This is a genomic window from Kribbella sp. NPDC051620 (assembly GCF_044453825.1).
In the GTDB taxonomy this organism is placed as follows: domain Bacteria; phylum Actinomycetota; class Actinomycetes; order Propionibacteriales; family Kribbellaceae; genus Kribbella.
This window is the reverse complement of the sequence record NZ_JBITDB010000007.1, coordinates 114,017-131,481: the sequence shown is the minus strand read 5'-3', so window position 1 is coordinate 131,481 and position 17,465 is coordinate 114,017. Positions and strand designations below refer to the sequence as shown.

The 17,465-nt window shown below is 70.0% G+C and carries 12 protein-coding genes; 6 read left to right on the top strand and 6 right to left on the bottom strand.

Annotated features, from left to right (window positions below; all coding sequences use genetic code 11):
• Positions 1–172: 172 nt before the first annotated feature.
• Together ACIA12_RS33825 and ACIA12_RS33820 are read right to left on the bottom strand one after the other, a co-directional pair.
• Positions 173–304, bottom strand: coding sequence for a hypothetical protein (locus ACIA12_RS33825; protein WP_396371336.1), 132 nt, complete (start codon positions 302–304; stop codon positions 173–175).
• A 61-nt stretch (positions 305–365) separates the two neighbouring features.
• Positions 366–1,520, bottom strand: coding sequence for an aromatic acid exporter family protein (locus ACIA12_RS33820; protein WP_396371335.1), 1,155 nt, complete (start codon positions 1,518–1,520; stop codon positions 366–368).
• Positions 1,521–1,604: 84 nt separating this feature from the next.
• Between ACIA12_RS33820 and ACIA12_RS33815 the strand changes: the two genes are divergently transcribed.
• Positions 1,605–2,108, top strand: coding sequence for a DUF5709 domain-containing protein (locus tag ACIA12_RS33815; RefSeq protein WP_396371334.1), 504 nt, complete (start codon positions 1,605–1,607; stop codon positions 2,106–2,108).
• Positions 2,109–2,372: 264 nt separating this feature from the next.
• Here the strand turns inward: ACIA12_RS33815 and ACIA12_RS33810 are convergent, their stop codons facing one another.
• Positions 2,373–3,704, bottom strand: a complete 1,332-nt coding sequence (locus ACIA12_RS33810; RefSeq protein WP_396371332.1) for a cytochrome P450 — start codon at positions 3,702–3,704, stop codon at positions 2,373–2,375.
• Positions 3,705–3,842: 138 nt separating this feature from the next.
• On the opposite strand from ACIA12_RS33810, the gene ACIA12_RS33805 reads away from it, so the two are divergent.
• Genes ACIA12_RS33805 through ACIA12_RS33790 form a run of 4 tightly spaced genes read left to right on the top strand, consistent with a single transcriptional unit; the run spans position 3,843 to position 11,124 of the window.
• Positions 3,843–4,979 carry a hypothetical protein gene (locus ACIA12_RS33805; protein ID WP_396371331.1) on the top strand — a complete coding sequence of 379 codons (1,137 nt, stop codon included), beginning with the start codon at positions 3,843–3,845 and terminating at the stop codon, positions 4,977–4,979.
• A gap of 2 nt (positions 4,980–4,981) precedes the next feature.
• Positions 4,982–6,124 (top strand): hypothetical protein, encoded by a 1,143-nt coding sequence (locus tag ACIA12_RS33800; protein WP_396371330.1) that lies wholly within the window; start codon positions 4,982–4,984, stop codon positions 6,122–6,124.
• A 12-nt stretch (positions 6,125–6,136) separates the two neighbouring features.
• Positions 6,137–7,555, top strand: coding sequence for a hypothetical protein (locus tag ACIA12_RS33795; RefSeq protein ID WP_396371329.1), 1,419 nt, complete (start codon positions 6,137–6,139; stop codon positions 7,553–7,555).
• The gene (locus tag ACIA12_RS33790; protein ID WP_396371328.1) at positions 7,552–11,124 is read left to right on the top strand and encodes a tetratricopeptide repeat protein; all 3,573 of its coding nucleotides are present in this window, start codon (positions 7,552–7,554) and stop codon (positions 11,122–11,124) included. Before ACIA12_RS33795 ends, ACIA12_RS33790 begins: the two co-directional genes overlap by 4 nt.
• An 80-nt stretch (positions 11,125–11,204) precedes the next feature.
• Here the strand turns inward: ACIA12_RS33790 and ACIA12_RS33785 are convergent, their stop codons facing one another.
• Positions 11,205–14,222, bottom strand: a complete 3,018-nt coding sequence (locus ACIA12_RS33785; protein ID WP_396371327.1) for an alpha-mannosidase — start codon at positions 14,220–14,222, stop codon at positions 11,205–11,207.
• Between the two features lie 146 nt (positions 14,223–14,368).
• On the opposite strand from ACIA12_RS33785, the gene ACIA12_RS33780 reads away from it, so the two are divergent.
• A complete protein-coding gene (locus tag ACIA12_RS33780) occupies positions 14,369–15,367 on the top strand; it encodes a TAXI family TRAP transporter solute-binding subunit (RefSeq protein ID WP_396371326.1) in 999 nt (332 codons plus the stop codon).
• A gap of 21 nt (positions 15,368–15,388) precedes the next feature.
• On the opposite strand, the gene ACIA12_RS33775 is transcribed toward ACIA12_RS33780, so the two are convergent.
• Positions 15,389–16,759 carry a sensor histidine kinase gene (locus ACIA12_RS33775; RefSeq protein ID WP_396371325.1) on the bottom strand — a complete coding sequence of 457 codons (1,371 nt, stop codon included), beginning with the start codon at positions 16,757–16,759 and terminating at the stop codon, positions 15,389–15,391.
• A gap of 3 nt (positions 16,760–16,762) precedes the next feature.
• The gene (locus ACIA12_RS33770) at positions 16,763–17,428 is read right to left on the bottom strand and encodes a response regulator transcription factor (RefSeq protein WP_012918592.1); all 666 of its coding nucleotides are present in this window, start codon (positions 17,426–17,428) and stop codon (positions 16,763–16,765) included.
• Positions 17,429–17,465: the final 37 nt, after the last annotated feature.

Genomic DNA, 17,465 nt, shown 5'->3' with positions numbered 1-17,465 from the left:
CAGGACTACCTCGGGTGGTTCTTCGGGTGCTCCGCTGTGGCGGAGCACCGGGTGACGGGCAGGCGACGCGCTCGCACAGGGGCGCCTCGTGCGTCGTGCGACTTCCGTGCGATCTACCTCGGTGGGGAAGATCGTCCGGGTGCGCCGCCTGTCCGTCCGTCCGGTTCGCGCCCTACTGCTTGGCGGCAGCGTCGCTCCGGTCGTCAGTGGGGACGGCCGCAGAGGTCGTCTTGTCGCTGCGGTCATCGCGGCGCAGATGAATCTGCTCGGTGGCGATGACTGTCATCAGTCGGTGGATCGTCATGCCTGTGAGACGCACGCCGGGGCGGGGTATGACGGGGATTTCTCAGAACTTTTGGTGTGAGCTACTTCTCATCCAGGCCGTCGGGGCGGAGCGGGACCATTTCGCGGGCCTCGTCGTACGACGTTCCGGTCAGTTCGAGGAGATCGACGATGACCGAGCGCATCTGGCCGAGTACGACGACGGCGGACAGGCCGGGCGGGGTGGGGAGTACGGCGGTACGGCGGCCGAGCTCGCCCAGGACGCGGTGGGCCGCGACGTCGGCGGCCGGTTCGAAGAGGGACTCGGCGATCAGGCGGGTGCCGTCGGCCAGACGGTCGAGCAGCATCGGGTACTCGTCGGGCATCCGCTCGTCGCGCCATACGGAGACTGCGACGCGGCGTACCAGGACTCTGATGTTGCGGATCGCGCGGTCGAGGGGGATGACCAGGTCGGCGATCTCCTGGACGCGGACGCGGTGGCGGCGACGGAAGGGGGACAGCCGGACGACGGCGACGCCCTCGGCGGCCGCGCTGCGCAGGTTGTCGAGCAGGCCCTCGCTCTCGCGGGCCCGGCGGAGAGCGTCGGTGACGGCGTCGTGGTCGTCCAGGCGCAGGCCGTCGGCGGTCTCGATCAGGATGGCGGAGAGCTCGTTCAGGACGCTGGTGGCCTGTTGCCGGGGGCGACGAATCGCGGTGGCCGGGGCGATGGTTGCCGCGGCCAACGCGACCACGCCGCCCAGAGCCGCGTCCAGCCAGCGGTTGAAGGCGGCGCCGTCGGTGGGCAGCAGGGTGGTCACGATCGCGGCCTGGACGCCGGCCTGGGTGGTCATCAGGGTGCCGGCGCCGAGCAGTACGGCGATGCTCATCGCGAGCGCGATGACGACGACGAGCTGGAACACGCCGGTACCGAAGGCCCTTACGAACAAGTCGCCGACGCCGACCCCGACGGCCACGCCGACCATCACCTCGGCGACCCGGCGCAGGCGCTGGCCGAAGCTGAAGCCGAGGCAGACCATCGCGGCGACCGGGGCGAAGAACGGTTGCTTGTGGCCCAGGGCGTACCGGGCGATCGCCCAGGCGGTGGCGGCGGCCAGCGCGCACTGGGCGATGAAGAAGGCGCGGTCGCGCCAGCGCTCGAGCCGGCGGCGGACCGAGGCCTTGGAGCGGCGGGCGGCGCGGGGAGCGACGTCGTCGCGGAGTTCGCGCAACTGCTCCAGGGTCAGCCGCACCGGGTCCATCACCCCATCATCGGGGATGGGTGGCTGCTGGGGCCGCAGGGGCGTCGCCTTGCAACAGATCGCGCGGACAGCGAGGGTGGTGCCATGAGCGACAACAACCGTGAGGACTACGGCAGCTACAGCGTCGACGACGAGGATCAGCTGCAAGCTTCGGACACGCTGAACGACCGCGGCGTGGACGACCTGCTGGACGAGGGCTACTCGCCGCCCGAGAAGTGGTCCGCGGGCGAAGGCTTCGGTACCACCGCCGAGGAGGCGCTGGAGGGCGAGACGCTGGACCAGCGGATCGCGCAGGAGGAGCCCGACATCGACCCGTACGCCGAGGACGGCGAGAACGTCGGCGGGCCCGAGGTCGGCCAGGTCCGCTCCGGCCGGCTGGTCGCGCCGGACGAGGGCGCCCACTTCGACGAGGAGAAGGACCTGGTCGCCGAGGACGTCGGCTTCGACGGCGCCGCCGCCAGCGCCGAGGAAGCAGCCGTCCACGTCGTCGACGACGACGAACCCTTCGAACTGGACGACGAAGACGAAACCGACCTCCAAGACGTCCGAGACGTAGACCTCGGCGACATAGGCGACCTCGAAGACTGACCTCCCAGACGTGGTCCCGCCGCCCACCAGCGGCGGGCCTCTCGCCCCGGCTCCCATCGGCCTGCGCCGCGGAAGTGCATACAAGCCGCTCAGCAAACCGCTGGTTTAGCTGGGATCAGGCCGCTTGGCAGCGGCGGGCCGTTGGCTGGTGGTTCGGTTGGTCTGCGCCGCAGAAGCGGGTGTGGGCCGGTCAGCATGCCGCTGGTTGGGCTAGGGCACGGACCGCTTTGCAGCGCCCGTGCCGTAGGCGGGGGTGCTGTGTTGTCAGCGGGGGGTGGCTGTGAGGGTGGCGCCTTTGGAGGGGACGAGGGTTACGTTTCGGGGGGTTGGGGTTTCGGGGGTGGTGGGGGCGGTTAGGTGGTAGCGGGTGAGGGCGGCTCTGAGGATCTCGGTGGATTCGAGTAGCGAGAAGCCGGCGCCTATGCAGCGGCGGGTGCCGCCGCCGAAGGGGATCCAGGTGCCGGGCGCCGGTGGGGTGTCGCCGAGGAAGCGGGCGGGGCGGAAGGTGTGGACGTCGGGGAAGTGTTCTTCGTCGCCTTGGACCAGGCCGATGGCGGGCATCACCGTTGTACCGCGGGGGAGGCGGTAGCCGGCCAGGTCGATGGGCTGGGTTAGGCGGCGGCCTACCTGGTAGACGACGGGGTGGAGCCGGAGGGATTCCTTGCCCATGGCTTCCAGGTAGTCGTCGTTGCCTTCGTCGGCGGCTTGTTGCCCGGCGCGCAACTCCTCAGGCATCCGGGCCAGCTCGTGGAACGCCCAGGCCAGTGAGGTCGCCGTGGTCTCGTGGCCCGCCAGCAGCAGGGTGACCAGCTGGTCGCGCAGTTCGACGTCCGACCAGGTGCCTGCGGCAAGCAGTTTCGACAGTACGTCGTTGCGCTCCGCAAGCTCCGGGTCGACCCGGCGGCGGGCGATCTCGTCGTACAGGATCTCGTCGACCTGCCGCTGAGCCCGGAGGAACGACCGCCACGGTGGGAACTTCAGCAGTACCGGGTAGAAGCCGCCCAGCATGATCACCGGGTCGACCGAGACGACCTTCTCGACCAGCGGACGCAACCGCTCCAGCCGGTCGGCGTCGGTCACCCCGAACACCACCTGCAGGATCACCTCGAGGGTGAGGTCGCGCATCCGCTCGTGCACCCGGAAGGGTTTGCCGATCGGCCAGGCCTCGACCTCCTCCCGGGCGAGCCGGGCGATCATCTCGGAGTACCCGCGCAGCGCGTGCCCGTTGAAGGCCGGCATCAGCTGGCGCCGCATCCGGATGTGGTCGTCGTCGTCGACGAGCAGCAGCGAGTGCGGGCCCATGATCGGCTCGAGTGCCGTGTTGCCCTCGCCCGCGTGCGCGATCGACGGCGGCGTGCTGAACACCTCCCGGATGTGCTCCGGCCGGCTGAGCACCACGACCACCCGGCTGGACGGCACCAGCCGGATCGTGAACACATCGCCGTACTTCGCCCGCAGCCGCGGGAAGAAGGTCGTGCGATGACGCGCGAACAGGAAGGCCTGGGCGATCGTCGGCAGCCGCGACCCCCGTGGCAGCGTGCGCGCCGTCGCCCGATCGAGCGTGCGGGCCCCGAGCAAGGGTGTCGGCGGGGTCATTGCCACCTCCTGGAAGCTGTCCGGCGCTCACCACGCTACGTCGCCCCGGTGAACGCCACATGACCGCCGACGCTGCGTTCGGGGTTCCAGAACAGATCTGTCTCGGCCACAATGAGTGATGGAGCCGAGGGGGGCGACGTGGCGGTAGAGGACGAAGCACGGTCAGCGCGAGCGGTAGCGGAGGCAGCAGGCCTGCTCGAGGAGTCGATCCGGGCCGGCGGGGAGCCGGACGAGTTCGCGATCGAACAGCTGGAGCGGATCGCGGCCGAGCACATCGAGGGCGCGGAAACGCTGTCCAGGCAGGGCTTCGAGCCGCTGGACGGCGGAGGCGAGGGGGACAGGACAGAAGCGGACGAGCTGGACATGCTTGCCGCGGCGGTCACCCAGATCGCCATCGGCAACACGTTGCTGGCAGCAAGCCGCGACGTCGACCTGGCGGTCAGCCGCGAGACAGCAGGGCCCGAGCTTGACGCGGAACCCGGGCCGACGCTGGCGGATGCGCTCGGCGATCTGAACGGTACTGCGGATTCGCTCGACGCCCTGACCGCGAGCCCGGCCCGCCAAGGCTTCGAGCCCCTACCACCCTCCCCGAACGTCGACGCGGCCGTCGACCGCCTGCGTACGTCGGCCGACCGGGTGCTGGACGGCATCGTCGACGCGACCACCAAGACCACCGCCGGCGCCTTCACCGAGACGATCAAACTGGTCCCCGGCAAGCTCGCCGACGCGATCCGTACCCTCGGCGAGAAGATCGAGCTGGGTTCCCACCTGAACCGGCTGGTCAAACTGGGCCTGCGAGCCGTGCAACGCGGCCTCGACCTCTTCGCCCGGATGTTCAAGGCGGACCAGTTGAAGAGCGCTCAACAGCAGCTCCAGCAGCTGTACGACCGCCTCGACCGCAAAGAGCCCGGCCCGCTGGTACTGGCCTGGCTGGTCGGTTCCGACGACGTCCGCGGCAAGCTGGCGACGGCTGTCGCGGTTCCCGGGGTGGACATCGCCCGCGTCGATCTGTCCACCGCGGCGGTGGAGCGGCTCGGCGAACGGTTCACCCAGATCGGGAAGCTGACCCTCACCCTGGTCAAGGGCATCGTCGGGGCCGGCGCGGCGCTTGCCATTCTGCAGCTCGCAGTACCGCATCTCACCATGATCACCGCCGGCGCGCTGACCCTGGTGGTCGGCGGGATCGTCCTGCTCGCGCTGGACTACGTCGGTGCGCGACCGGTGCTGGGAGCGGTTCGGGGCGTCCGCGAAGTCGTGGCAGACGCGGTCAGGTAGCGATGGCGATCGACTCGCGAGCAGTCCTCGAATCCCGCGTTCAGGCCGAATGCGACGAGCTCGCCCGCGTCGCGAAGTACCTGGAGCTCGAAGTCCTGAAGGACGTCTTCGAGCCCGGTGACGCCAACACCTTGCGCGACCAGCTGGGCGACGCGGCGTGGGCGCTGCGGGAGGCGCTGACGAAGAACGGGGACTCCGCGTGGGTGGCCTTCGAGCTTGCCGAGCCGGACGCGAGGCGGCTGAGGGCGGAGGTGTTCGCGCTGCTGCAAGGCCGGCTGTTCAGTGCGGCCGAGCTGGACGACGGGATCTCGGCGGCGGCCCGGCAGTTGCTGAAGCAGGTCCAGTCGCGCTGCAGCGTCGACCGCCCGGTGCTGGTCACCTTCAGCCCCGACCCCGAGAGCGTCGACCACACCATCGGTCTGATCCGGCTGAGATTCCCCGGTACGACGATCTGGGACCTCCCCTTCGCCGTCCACGAATTCGGCCACCACGCGGTCCGCGAACTGCCTCACGTCAACGCGGCCCACCGGCCCGAGCGCCCCCTGCTGGAACTGATCACCGGCGACTACGGCGTCAAGGCCGGCCTCACCGAGCCACACGCCCACGAGCTGCTGGCCGATGCCTTCGCCACCTTCGCGCTCGGCCCGACCTACCCCTACGCCTGCACGGCCAGACGAATCAACGCCACCAAACTCACCGCCGACACAACCACCCACCCGTCCTGGCACCGCCGGATGACCGTCATGCTGGCGACCCTCCACCGGATGACCGCGGAGTACGACAACACCCGGTACGCCGACACGGCCACCGAAACCGTACTCCCGTTCTACCGAAGCCTGGCCGGCCCCGACCCGGCCCCGCCCGTAGACCAGCGGGCGCTCGAAACCTTTGCCCGCAAGGTGGTTGAGCGCCTGCGCCGTCACGCGCGCGGCCTCGCGTACGACGACGCGGACAAGGCGGTCCTGGTGAACACCCTGCTGGGCAAGGAGGACTCGCTGCCGGCCGACCTCCCCGCCGGCGCCCATGCGATGGCCGTGGTCGACGCCGCCTGGCGCTGGTGGCGGCAGTACCCGACCGCGACCGACGATGATCGCCACCGCGTCAACACGCTGGCGATCGACTTCTGCCGAACGACGAACGGCTGACCGGGAGACCTGATGCCCTCACCCCAACAGCAACTCCTGCTCATCCGGCTCGATGTGCTCGACGACGACGTGACCAAGGTGGCCGGCGCCGTGGACCGGGCCAGGCAGCGGGGCAGCAAGATCGACGAGATCGAGGCCGGGCTGGCCGGCCAGCAGTCGGTGACGACGCGGATCGGCGAGCTGAAGGACATCGTCAGCAAGGTCGAGGTCCGGCTGCGCGAGCCGGACGACATCGGGTTCGACATCGACGAGGTCGCGGTCGAGGAGCTGGGCCGGCAACTGTCGGAGGTGACGGACGGACTCGAGGACGTCTACAAGCGGGTGCTGGAGGCGCGGATCAGCCTGCGCCAGCTCAAGGCGACGATCGTCGTGCTCGGTGATCGGGTGACCAGTCAGAGCAGCCTGGACCGGGCTTGCGGCGAACTGCACACCAAGGTCGCCGAGCTTCGCGCCAAGGCCTCGGCCGAGAACCTCGACGGCGCCAGCCTCCGGGAGCTGTGGCGTGAGTACGAGGACCTGCTGATCACCGAGGGCCGGCCGTTGTTCGGCGAGTACGTCGACTTCCTCGGTGGTCTGACGATGCGGGACACCGAGCTCGACGACCGGGTCTGCGCGATGACGGACGCGTTGCTGAGCGGATTCAAGTCGGTCACCGGGCACTACCTGCCCATCCCCGCCCGCCAGGCGGCACTGTCGAACGCGTTGGACAGCGTGGTCAAGCTGGGCTTCCCCGAGTGGTCGGTCTGGGGTGTACCGCTGGTCGCGCACGAGGTCGGCCTGGCTCTCGCGCGGGATCCCCGCGAGGGTGACATCCAGGGGCTGCTGGACGAGTGGACCACGGAGGCGAGCCGGGAGCGGCTCACGGAGTTGTTCGCCGACATCTTCGCGGCGTACACGGTCGGACCGGCGTACGGGTGCGCGGTTCTGTTGCTGCGCTTGCATCCCCATCATGACGAGCAGCCGGGCGAGGACGAGGCCAGGGATGTCGACCGGGCCAGGCTGCTGCTGGAGACCCTACGGGCGGGCAGCGACCCCGACAGCGAGTTCCGCAAGACCGTCCGCAGGCTGGCGACGATGTGGAACGACGCGGTGATCACGCTGGCCGCGCCCGGTGCCGCCGCGGCCGCGGCCGACGCTGTCGCACCTCCGGACGAGAGCGACTGGCTGGATCGGTACCTGGATGCGGTTCTGGCGGTGCTCGACCGGCGAGGCGCCATCGAGCGGTTCGGCCACCAGCGCTGGGCCGAGGGCCTGGCGCAGTGGGGCAAGGAGCTCGACCAGTTGGGCCAGATGCGCGGCACACCGGGCGACGTTCTGGCGGTGCTCAACCTGGCGTGGGCCCAGCGACTGGAGACGCCGGCCGTCTCCGAGGCCATGGGAAGACGGGTGCGGACGCTCTGGGACGCCCGCAAGGGAAAGGGCGTCCGATGAGTGTCGACAAGCCGCCGCGGATTCCGCGTACGCCGCCGGGCTCGTCGGCCGCGGCTACCTCCGCTGCGTCCGAGTGGTCCGGCGTCTCGCCGAAGCCGGGCCTCAGCGACGGCTCCGGCCCCAACAGCGACAACCTGCAGGCCTGGTCGCTGGTCGCCCAGGCTCGGAGCAAGCTGGAGGACGACCTCGTCGAGGAAGCCGAGGAGACCGCCCGCAAGGTCCTGGACGAACTCGTCATGACCGGCGGCCAGGAGGAGTTCGCGCTGCAGGGATCTGCGGCCGCGGTGCTCGGTCTGGCCCTTGCCGCGCAGGACGAGCCGACGGGCGAGGACTACGTGCAGCTGGCCGTGATGGCCTTCGAACAGGCGCCGGACTGGACGGCGAAACGTCGCGATCTCGCCGGCGACTGGGGTCTCGCGCTCGGTCTGCTCGGCCGCTTCGACGAGGCCACCGCGGTACTGGACTGGGTACTGGCCGCCCCGCGCGAGGCCACGGCGCTGGTCCGCTGGATCTGCGGCGAGGCACTGGCCTCGACCGATCGGACGGCCGAAGCGATCGAGGTCCTGACCAAGGCTGTGGAGATCGCGCCGACGGACTGGCGGACCTGCCTGCTGCTGGCCCAGTTGCTCGAGGAGACCGCTGCCCCGCCGGCCCAGCGCGAGGCGGCCTGGCTGCAAGCCGGCCAGGCGGTCCTGGCCGACAGCCAGTTCGATCTGCTCGGGGAGATCGCCGAGCGAGTAGCCGAGTTCGAACCGAGGCCGGAGAACCTGGACCTGGTCGGCAAGGCACACATGTTCAGCGGCGAGTACGACCAGGCGGTGGCAGCCTTCCGGCAGTCGGACGGGCTGGAGCCTTCAGCCGCCGTCCGGACCCATCTCGCGGATGCGCTGACCGCGGCCGGAGCAGTGGACGAGGCCGCGGAGGCAGCACTGGCGGCACTCGAGCTGCGCCCTGACGACCGGGAGTTGCTGGCGGCATCGGCGTTCCACCTGCTGTCCGCGGACCGGCTGGAGGGGGTCGATCTGGCGGTCGAACAACTGGCCCTGAAGGACGCTGCGACGGCCGCCGGGTACCGGGGCATCGTCGCGTATCGCCGGGGGAACCACAGCCTGGCCTCGACCGAGCTCGGTGCCGCGATGTACGAGCCGCCGGACGACATCGACCTGCTCTGGGCGATGGCCGAGGTGCTGAACTACCTGGCGCAGCCCGAGCTGGTACTGAGGGCGCTCGATCACCTGCTCACGCTGGACCCGACCAGAGCCGACGCACAGGGCGAGCGCGGGGTGGCTCTGGTCACCCTGGGCCGGGTCGAGGAGGGCGAGCAGGACCTTCGCGCGAGCCTGGGAATGACGCCCCACCCGGGAATCAGGGCCTTTCTCGGGCAGTACCTGGCCTCCGCGGGCCGGTTCGAGGAAGCGCTGCCGCTGCTGGACGAGGCGATCGTTGCCGAGGGCTACGAAGAGACCTGGGCGCTGGTCGCCTACGGGCAGGCGTTGCGTGGGGTCAGACGTGATGCCGAGGCCGAACAGATGTTCCGCAACGCGGTCGAACGCTCGCCGGATGACCTGGACAGCCTGGTCGGGCTCGCGTCGGTACTGCTCGACCAGTTCTCCGCCGACTCCGACACCGAGGCGGCGGCGCTGATCGAGCACGGACTGGACCTGGTACCGGGCTGGGTGACCCTGATCGGCCTGAAAGGCGAGTTGCTTCGCCGGGCCGGGCAGCTGGATGAGGCGATCGACCTGTTCGAGCAGGCGCTGAGGGAGATCCCTGAGTGGCCGTGGGCGCTGGGCAGCCTGGCGCAATCGCTCCGGGGCCGGTTCGAGGTGTCCGGCGACACGGCGGAACTGGACCAGGCGCAGGCACTGCTCGACGCGGCGGTGAAGGCCGCGCCCGACGAGCCCTTCCTGCACAGTGAACTCGCCGAGGTGTCTGCCCGGCAGGGCCGGCCGCGGAAGGCGCACGAGCAGCTCAAGGCGGCCTACAAGGTCGACCCGACCGAGGTCGGCTACCTGGTCCGCCGCGCCGAGCTCTATCTCGAAGCGGGCGAGCCGCAGCGTGCGCGGGGCTGTTTGGAGCAAGCTCTGCAGGTTCGCCCCAGCTATCCAGGGCTGCGTACTCAGTTGGCCAACTTGCTCGCTGAGCAGCACGAGCTGGCCGCCGCCTTCGAGTTGCTCGGCCAGGCCGTGACGGACGACCCGGATGACGCGGACGCGTGGAGCGCCCGGTTCACGCTGCGCTGGAACTCGGACCGCTGGACGGAGGCAGTGGAGGACCTGGACCGGCTACAGGTGCTCTGGCCCGATTCCGACGAACTGATGGCGCGGCGGGGCGACGTACTGCGTCTGCAGGGCCGGTACGACGAGGCGCTCGAACTCTTCGACGGACTGCTGGCCAACGACCCGGACCAGGAGCTGCCGCTGATGCTTCGAGGGGCCCTGTACCTGTCCCGCGGCCAGATCCCGCAGGCTCGCGAAGACCTCGAGAAGGCTGCTGCGCTGAACCCTTCGGAGCCGTTCACCCAGGACCAGCTCGAGTACCTGCGGCTGACGGTCGGCGAGGGAGACCAGGCCCTCGCGGAGCTCGAAGAACGCCTGGCAGGCGAACCCGACCCGGTTCTCCAGCTGAGCTACGCCACGTTGCTGAACCGCTGCGGACGGCCGGAGGAGGCGGTACCGATCCTGGAGGACGGCCTCTGGGGCAAGCTCGAGGACCCGATCTGGCTGACGGCTCTGGGCTGGGCGCTGGTGGGCAGCAGGAGGTACCAGGAGGGCATCGGCTATCTCAGCCGGGCTAGGGACCTGCAGCCGGATCGCATCATGCCGTTGCTGGATCTGTCGGCCGCCGAGCTCGAGATCGACCCCGACAGAGCGGAGGTGTCCGCGAGGGCAGCGATCGAGAGCCGCCGGATCGAGCCCGGCGGCTGGGCCGCGCTCAGCCGGGTCCAAGCCGCGTGTGGTGACTACGACGCGGCTGCCGAGTCGGCGGCCACAGCGACGGAGTGCTGGAACCAGTTGGCCGGCGCCTACTCCGCGCTGGGATGGGCCTTGCATCACTCGACCCAGGACGGCGCGGCCGAACGTGCGCGCGATGCGTACCAGCGCAGCCACGAACTGGACGCCATCGAGCCGTGGACGGTCTCCGGGCTGGCGAGCACGCTGTACTCGCTCGGGCTGAGGGACGAGTCGAGAGCCCAGTACCAGCACTGCCTGGAGCTGCTGGAGAAGAGGCGGATGCCGGAGATCCACGGTGCCGCTCTGCACGGGTGGTGCCTGTTCCGGCTCGGCCGGCACGAGGAGGCCTGGGCACCGGCGCTGCGGGCGGTGAACATCGCGGCCAAGCCGGCCGCGCTGCTCTTCGATCTGTCGTTGATCGCCGCTGGCCGGGGCCGGGCGGAAGAGGCTCGATCACTGGTCGTTCGTGGTGCCGACGAGGTACGGCGGGAGCATCCCAAGTGCCAGCGAGGCACGCTGGCGGTGGCCCGCTTCGACCTGCGACAACTACGCGGCGACCTACCACCCGAGTGCGTGGAGCTGCTGGATCAGGCCCACGCGCAGCTACTGGGCTAGGCGGCGCCCTGGTCGCCGCTCAGGCGGCGCGCTGACTTCCAGTAGGAGGCGGGGAGGGGTGGACCCCTCCCCGCCGTCCATCAGCTGCGCTTGAAGCGCAGGGTGAGGATCTGGAAGGGGCGGAGTTCGAAGGCCACTGTGCCGTCCGTGAGATCGCGGTCGGCCAGGTGGCGTTCGAGCAGGTCGACCTCGGTGACCGACGCGGCTGCGAAGCCGGTGGTCAGGGTGGCCCGGGAGCGGCCGCCGCTCGACTCGTAGAGCCGGACGATGACGTCGCCGGACCGGTCGTCGGCCAGCTTGACCGCCTCGACGATCACGTTGTCGTTGTCCAGGGCAACGATCGGTGCGACTCCCTCGGCGCCGGTGACGACGCGTTCGGGCAGGTTGATCCGGTACCCCTCCTCGATCGCGTCCGGGATGCCGGCGCCGACGACCAGCGCGTGGTTGACCACGTGCAGGCCCTGGTCGGTCTGCGGGTCGGGGAACCGCGGCGCCCGGATCAGCGAAGTACGGATGGTGGTCGTGGTACCACCGTCCTCCCGAGCGGTCCGGTTGATGTCGTGCCCGTACGTCGAGTCGTTGACCACGGCAACGCCGTAGCCGGGTTCGCCGACGTGCACCCAGCGGTGCGCCGCGATCTCGAACTTGGCCGCGTCCCACGAGGTGTTCTGGTGGGTCGGCCGGAAGATGTGCCCGAACTGGGTCTCCGAAGCGGAGCGGTCCGCGTGCACGTCGACCGGGAAGGCCGCCTTGAGGAACTTCTCCGACTCGTGCCAGTCCATCGCGGTCTCGATGTCGACCCGCTTGGCGCCCGGCCGCAGCCGCAGCGTCTGGGTGACGGTGGACCGGTTGAAGGACCGCGTCACGACGACCGTGGCGACGCCGTCGGCATCGGAGAACTCGACGCTGTCGACCTCGGTGATGTCACGGACGTTGTTCTTGTAGAACGAGTCGACGTCCCAGGCGTCCCACTGGTTCGGGGTGTCCACGTGCAGCTGCAGGAGGTTCGCGGTGCTGCCCGCGGCGATCACCTCACGACCGGCCTCGAGGTCGTACAGGCTGGTGATCAGGCCGCGCTCGTCGATCGTCACCCGGATGACGCCGTTGTCGAGGACGCCGCCCTCGATCGTCGCCGCCGCGCCTTCGCCGACCGCGATGCCCGCGCCGAGACCGGCCACGCCACCACGGCTGTGCGGTGCGGCGTTGAACACGATCTGCGCGTCGCCGGACCCGGCGAGGGCCTGCTGGGCCGTCGCGATGATCGCCTCGAGCTCCTCGGCCAGCTTGGCGTAGGTCGCCTCGGCCTCGCGGTGCACCCAGGCGATCGAGCTGCCCGGCAGGATGTCGTGGAACTGGTTGAGCAGTACGGCCTTCCAGATCCGGTCCAGCTCGTCGTACGGGTAGCTGTCGAGCTTGCCGGCCACCACGGCCGCCGCCGACCACAGCTCGGCCTCCCGCAGCAGGTGCTCGCTGCGGCGGTTGCCCTGCTTGGTCTTGGCCTGCGAGGTGTACGTCGCGCGGTGGATCTCCAGGTAGAGCTCACCGGACCACACGGGTGCGTTCGGATACTCCTCCTGGGCCGCGCTGAAGAACTCGGTCGGCGACTCGATCGTCACCCGCGGCGAGGACTCCAGGTTGGCCACCCGGCGGGCCGTCGCGACGAACTCGCGGGTGGGGCCGCCACCGCCGTCGCCGTAGCCGAACGGGACCAGCGAGCGGGTGGCGGCGCCGTTCTCGGCGAAGTTGCGCTGCGCGTGCGCCAGCTCCCGGCCGGACAGGTCGGAGTTGTAGGTGTCGATCGGCGGGAAGTGGGTGAACACCTGGGTCCCGTCGAGACCCTCCCAGTTGAAGGTGTGGTGCGGGAACTTGTTCTTCTGGTTCCAGGAGATCTTCTGGGTCAGGAACCACTTCGAGCCGGACAGCTTCACCAGCTGCGGCAGCGCCGCGGTGTAGCCGAACGAGTCCGGCAGCCAGACCTCCTGGGTGTCGATCCCGTACTCGTCCAGGAAGAACCGCTTGCCGTACACGAACTGCCGGGCCAGCGCCTCGCCGCCGGGCAGGTTGGTGTCGGACTCGACCCACATGCCGCCCACCGGGACGATGGTGCCGTCGGCGACGGCCTTCTTCAGCCGCTCCCAGACCTCGGGGTAGTTGTCCTTCACCCAGGCGTGCTGCTGCGCCTGCGAGAACGCGAAGACGAGCTCCGGGTACTCCTCGGCGAGGGTGGCGACGTTGGAGACCGTACGGGCCACCTTGCGGCGGGTCTCGCGCAGTGGCCAGAGCCAGGCCGAGTCGATGTGCGCGTGGCCGACAGCGGAGAGCTGATGCGCGCTGGCGTGCGCGGGGCGACTCAGTACTTCGGTGAGCTCGGCGCGCGCGGCTGTCGCGGTACCGGCGACGTCCTCGTAGTCGAGTACGTCGAGGGCGCGGCTCAGCGCGCGCAGGATCTCGCGGCTGCGCGGCTCCTGCTGGGGGAGCTCGTTCTGCAGGCCGTTCAGCGCCTCGAGGTCGAGGATCAGGTCCCAGACCTCGGCGTTGAAGACGGCCAGGTCGGCGCGGGTCAGCTGGTAGATCGGCTTGCCGCCGGCCTCCGGCTTCCCACCGAGATCGGTCGGGGCGAAGCCGTTCGGCCCCAGTACCTCGGGGTTGGCAGCGGCCTCGACGTAGAACTCGATCTGGTCGCCGGGCGACGCCGCCGCGCCGTCCGGTCCGAGGATGGACAGCGGCGCGTAGGTCTGGCGCGGGTGCAGGCCCTTCAGCGGGACACCCTTGGTGGTGTGTACAAGGCCCTCCGCGGAGAAGCCCGGACCGCCGCTGAAGCCGAGGTCGATGACGGCCTCGATCTCCTGCCCGGCCCACTCGGCCGGAACCTGGCCGCTGAAGTGGAACCACGCGGTCCCCCAGGGGGCGCCCCAGGGCTGGCCGATCTCGGCCGGCTCGTAACTGGCCGCGAGCGCCTCGGCGGGGGACACCGGCTCACCAGGCGCGTGCCACACCTTGATGTCCAGCGGGACGGCCGCGCCGTAGATCGCGGGGCGGATCCGCTCCCGCAGGGCGCGCTGGAGCCGCTCCTCGATGAGTTGACGGTCGTCGTGCACGAAATCATCCTCCGATGACGGTCTGGCGCGGCCCTCGCGGCCGGTGCGATGACAACGCTGTCACACTCGGAGGGGGCCCGTCCAGACGCTGTTCGTTCGAGCACGGTAAGTAGCCTGCAGACCACTTCCCCAATAGGTTGTCCTTCATGGATCGCGCCCATCTCCTGAATCGCCGCAACGTGCTCGGATTCGGAGCCGCCGCAGCGGCCGCTCTGGTGGTGCCCGGGTGCTCCCGCGGGCGGTCGAAGGAGCCGGCCCCCGGCGGTCCGGCGAAGCTGGCCACCGGCAACGTCGGTGGCGTGTACGCCGTGTACGGCGCCGGCCTGGCGAAGCTGGTCACCGAAGTGACCGGCGTCACGATGGAGACGATCACCACCCAGGGCTCGGTGCAGAACCTGCGGATGCTGGACAACGGCACCGCCGACCTCGCCTTCAGCCTGTCGGACTCGGCCCTGGACGCCTACGAGGGCGTCGAGGTCTTCAAGACCGGCAAGTTGCGGTTCAGCGCGCTGGCCCGGACCTACGACAACTACGTCCACGTCGTGGTGCCGACGGCTTCGCCGGTCGACACGATCGGCGACCTGTCCGGGATGACCGTCAGCGTCGGCCCGCTGCTGTCGGGGACCAAGGTCGTCGCCGACCGGATCCTGGACACCGCCAGGGTGCGCAACGTGACGAAGGTGAACCTCGACCTGGAGAGCGCGGTGAAGGCGCTGGCCGCCAAGGCCGAGAACCCCAAGGCCAAGGGCGGTATCGACGCGCTGATCTGGAGCGGCGGCCTGCCGACCACCCCGATCCAGAAACTCCAGGACACCATCGGCTTCCGGCTGGTCGACATCGGCGCCGTCGCCCAGACGATCGCGCTGCGCCGGTTCGGCGGTTACGTGCTGTCCTCGATCCCGCCGTCGGTCTACAAGCTGGCCAGCGCGGTCCCGACCCTGGCCATCCCGAACTACCTGCTGGCCCGCCGCGGCCTGTCCGACTCCTGGGCCTGGTGGACCCTCAACACTCTGTTCCGCCGTCAGGCCGACCTGTTGGCCTTCCACAAGGAAGCCGGCTCGCTGGACGCCCGCTCCGCGATCGCCACCATGCCGATCCCGCTCCATCCGGCCGCCGAGCGCTGGTACCGCACCAACCACGTCTGAGTACCACGCCGGGCGCAGTACTCACATGTCGTAGTCGTCGATCAGGGGGACCCGGACCTCGATGACCAGGCCGCCGCCGATCGGCGGGCGGGCCACCACCCGGCCGCCCACCCTGGCTGCCTCGGAGCGGACGATGGCCAGCCCCAGGCCCGTACCAGGCATCTCGCGGTGGTGGGCGCTGCGCCAGAACCGTTCGCCGACCTTCTTCAGGTCGCGGGAGCCGAGGCCGAGGCCGTGGTCGCGGACCGAGAGGACCACCTCGGTACCGTCGCGCAGTACCGAGACCTCGACCGGGGGTGCGCCGTACTTCGAGGCGTTGTCGAGCAGCACGTCGAGGATGTCGTCCACCTCGAGCTCGGGCGCGACCCCGCCGGGGACCATCTCGCCGATGATGAGTTCGAGGTCGTCGGCGGCGTAGACGGCCTTCCAGCCGACCAGCCGTTCCTTGATCGCCTGGGCCAGGTCCAGCGGCTCTTCGTTGCCCTCGGCATCGCCTGGCCGGTCCGAGCCGGCCAGCCGGGACAGCCGTTGCACGATCCGGCCGAGCCGGTCGATGTCGCTGAGCGCGAACCTCGCGGTCGGCGACAACCGGGACAGTCCTTCGATGTGGATCCGGGCCGACGTCAGCGGCGTACGGAGCTGATGCGACGCGTCCGCCACGAACTCACGCTCACGCTGGCGGGCCTGGTGCAGGCTGAGCGCCATCGAGTTGAAGCTGTCGCCGAGCCGTCGCAGCTCGGGCGCGCGGCCGTCCGTGGAGACCCGGGTGTCGAGCGCGCCGCGGGTGACCTGGTGGGTCGCGTTGTCGAGGTCGTTCAGTGGCCGCAGCACCCAGCGGGTGACCGGGCGGACGATACCGATGACGACGGCGCCGATGCTGATCAGCAGGCCGCCGAGGAGCAGCAGCAGCCCGTTCTGGACCTGATCGCGGGCACGCTCGGTCGGCACTCGCAGTACGGCGGCGCCGAGCACCCGGCCGTTGTTGACCACCGGTCTGGCCACGACCATCTCGCCGGACTTCCACGGCCACATGGCCGGCGGCTCGGCCGGCAGCCGCCCGGCCAGCGTGCTGGACAGCGCGGTCGCCAGGTCGGGCTCGTTGATGTTCACGCCGGAGCGCGAGGTGGCGATCACCCGGCTGTCGACGTCGACGACGAAGACCGGCGTGTTGTAGAGCTGGTGGTAGCGGACGGCGAGCTCACGCAGGCTGGCGATGTCGCCGGACTGCAGCGGTCCCTCGGCCATGGTGGCGAACCAGTCCGCGTCGTTGCTGCGGGACAGGAACAGGGTGCGCGACGCACCGGTCGCGATGAAGTTGGCCAGCGGGACGGCAGCGACGATGGCGAGCACGATCACCATCGGGACGAGGGACTGCAGCAGGCGACGGCGCAACGGTCAGTCCGAGCCCAGGCGGTAGCCGACGCCGCGAATGGTCTGCACCAGCTCGGGCCGGCCGAGCTTGGCCCGCAGGCTGGCCACGTGCACGTCCATGGTCCGCGAGGAGGCCTCGAACACCGACTGCCAGGCATACAGCGCCACTTGCTCGCGCGGCACCACCCGGCCGTGGTGGGCGGCCAGCACAGCTAGCACGTCGAACTCCTTGCGGGTCAGGCTGATGGGCTTGTCGGCGACCTGGACCGTGCGTGCCTCGATGTCTACGGTCAGGTCTCCGACAGTCACCCGGGGGCGGGGCTGCAGTAGACCGGTACGGCGTAGTACAGCATCGATCCGGGCCAGCAGCTCGGAGATCGCGAACGGCTTGACCACATAGTCGTCGGCGCCGCTGCGCAACCCGCGGACCCGGTCGGCCGCCTCACCTCGGGCGGTCACCGCGATCACCGGTACGTCCGACACCGTGCGGATCTGCCGGCACACGTTGATGCCGTCGCCGTCGGGCAGCCCCAGGTCCAGCAGAACGAGGTCGCCGGGGTCGGCTGCGAGCGCGTCCGCGGCCGTGCGGACGTGCGTCACCATCAACCCGTACCGGCGCAGCGCAGGTATCAGAGCGTTCGCAATATCTAGATCGTCCTCGACCAACAAAATTCTGACAGCGCCGCTCATGCCGTGATCGTAGGGCAGGTAGCGGGGTTATGTGTCA

Bases quoted from the DNA above. Each gene is read 5' to 3' on its own strand.
- ACIA12_RS33825 (WP_396371336.1), bottom strand. From the start codon at position 304: ATGACGATCCACCGACTGATGACAGTCATCGCCACCGAGCAGATTCAT.
- ACIA12_RS33820 (WP_396371335.1), bottom strand. From the start codon at position 1,520: ATGGACCCGGTGCGGCTGACCCTGGAGCAGTTGCGCGAACTCCGCGAC.
- ACIA12_RS33815 (WP_396371334.1), top strand. From the start codon at position 1,605: ATGAGCGACAACAACCGTGAGGACTACGGCAGCTACAGCGTCGACGAC.
- ACIA12_RS33810 (WP_396371332.1), bottom strand. From the start codon at position 3,704: ATGACCCCGCCGACACCCTTGCTCGGGGCCCGCACGCTCGATCGGGCG.
- ACIA12_RS33800 (WP_396371330.1), top strand. From the start codon at position 4,982: ATGGCGATCGACTCGCGAGCAGTCCTCGAATCCCGCGTTCAGGCCGAA.
- ACIA12_RS33795 (WP_396371329.1), top strand. From the start codon at position 6,137: ATGCCCTCACCCCAACAGCAACTCCTGCTCATCCGGCTCGATGTGCTC.
- ACIA12_RS33790 (WP_396371328.1), top strand. From the start codon at position 7,552: ATGAGTGTCGACAAGCCGCCGCGGATTCCGCGTACGCCGCCGGGCTCG.
- ACIA12_RS33780 (WP_396371326.1), top strand. From the start codon at position 14,369: ATGGATCGCGCCCATCTCCTGAATCGCCGCAACGTGCTCGGATTCGGA.
- ACIA12_RS33770 (WP_012918592.1), bottom strand. From the start codon at position 17,428: ATGAGCGGCGCTGTCAGAATTTTGTTGGTCGAGGACGATCTAGATATT.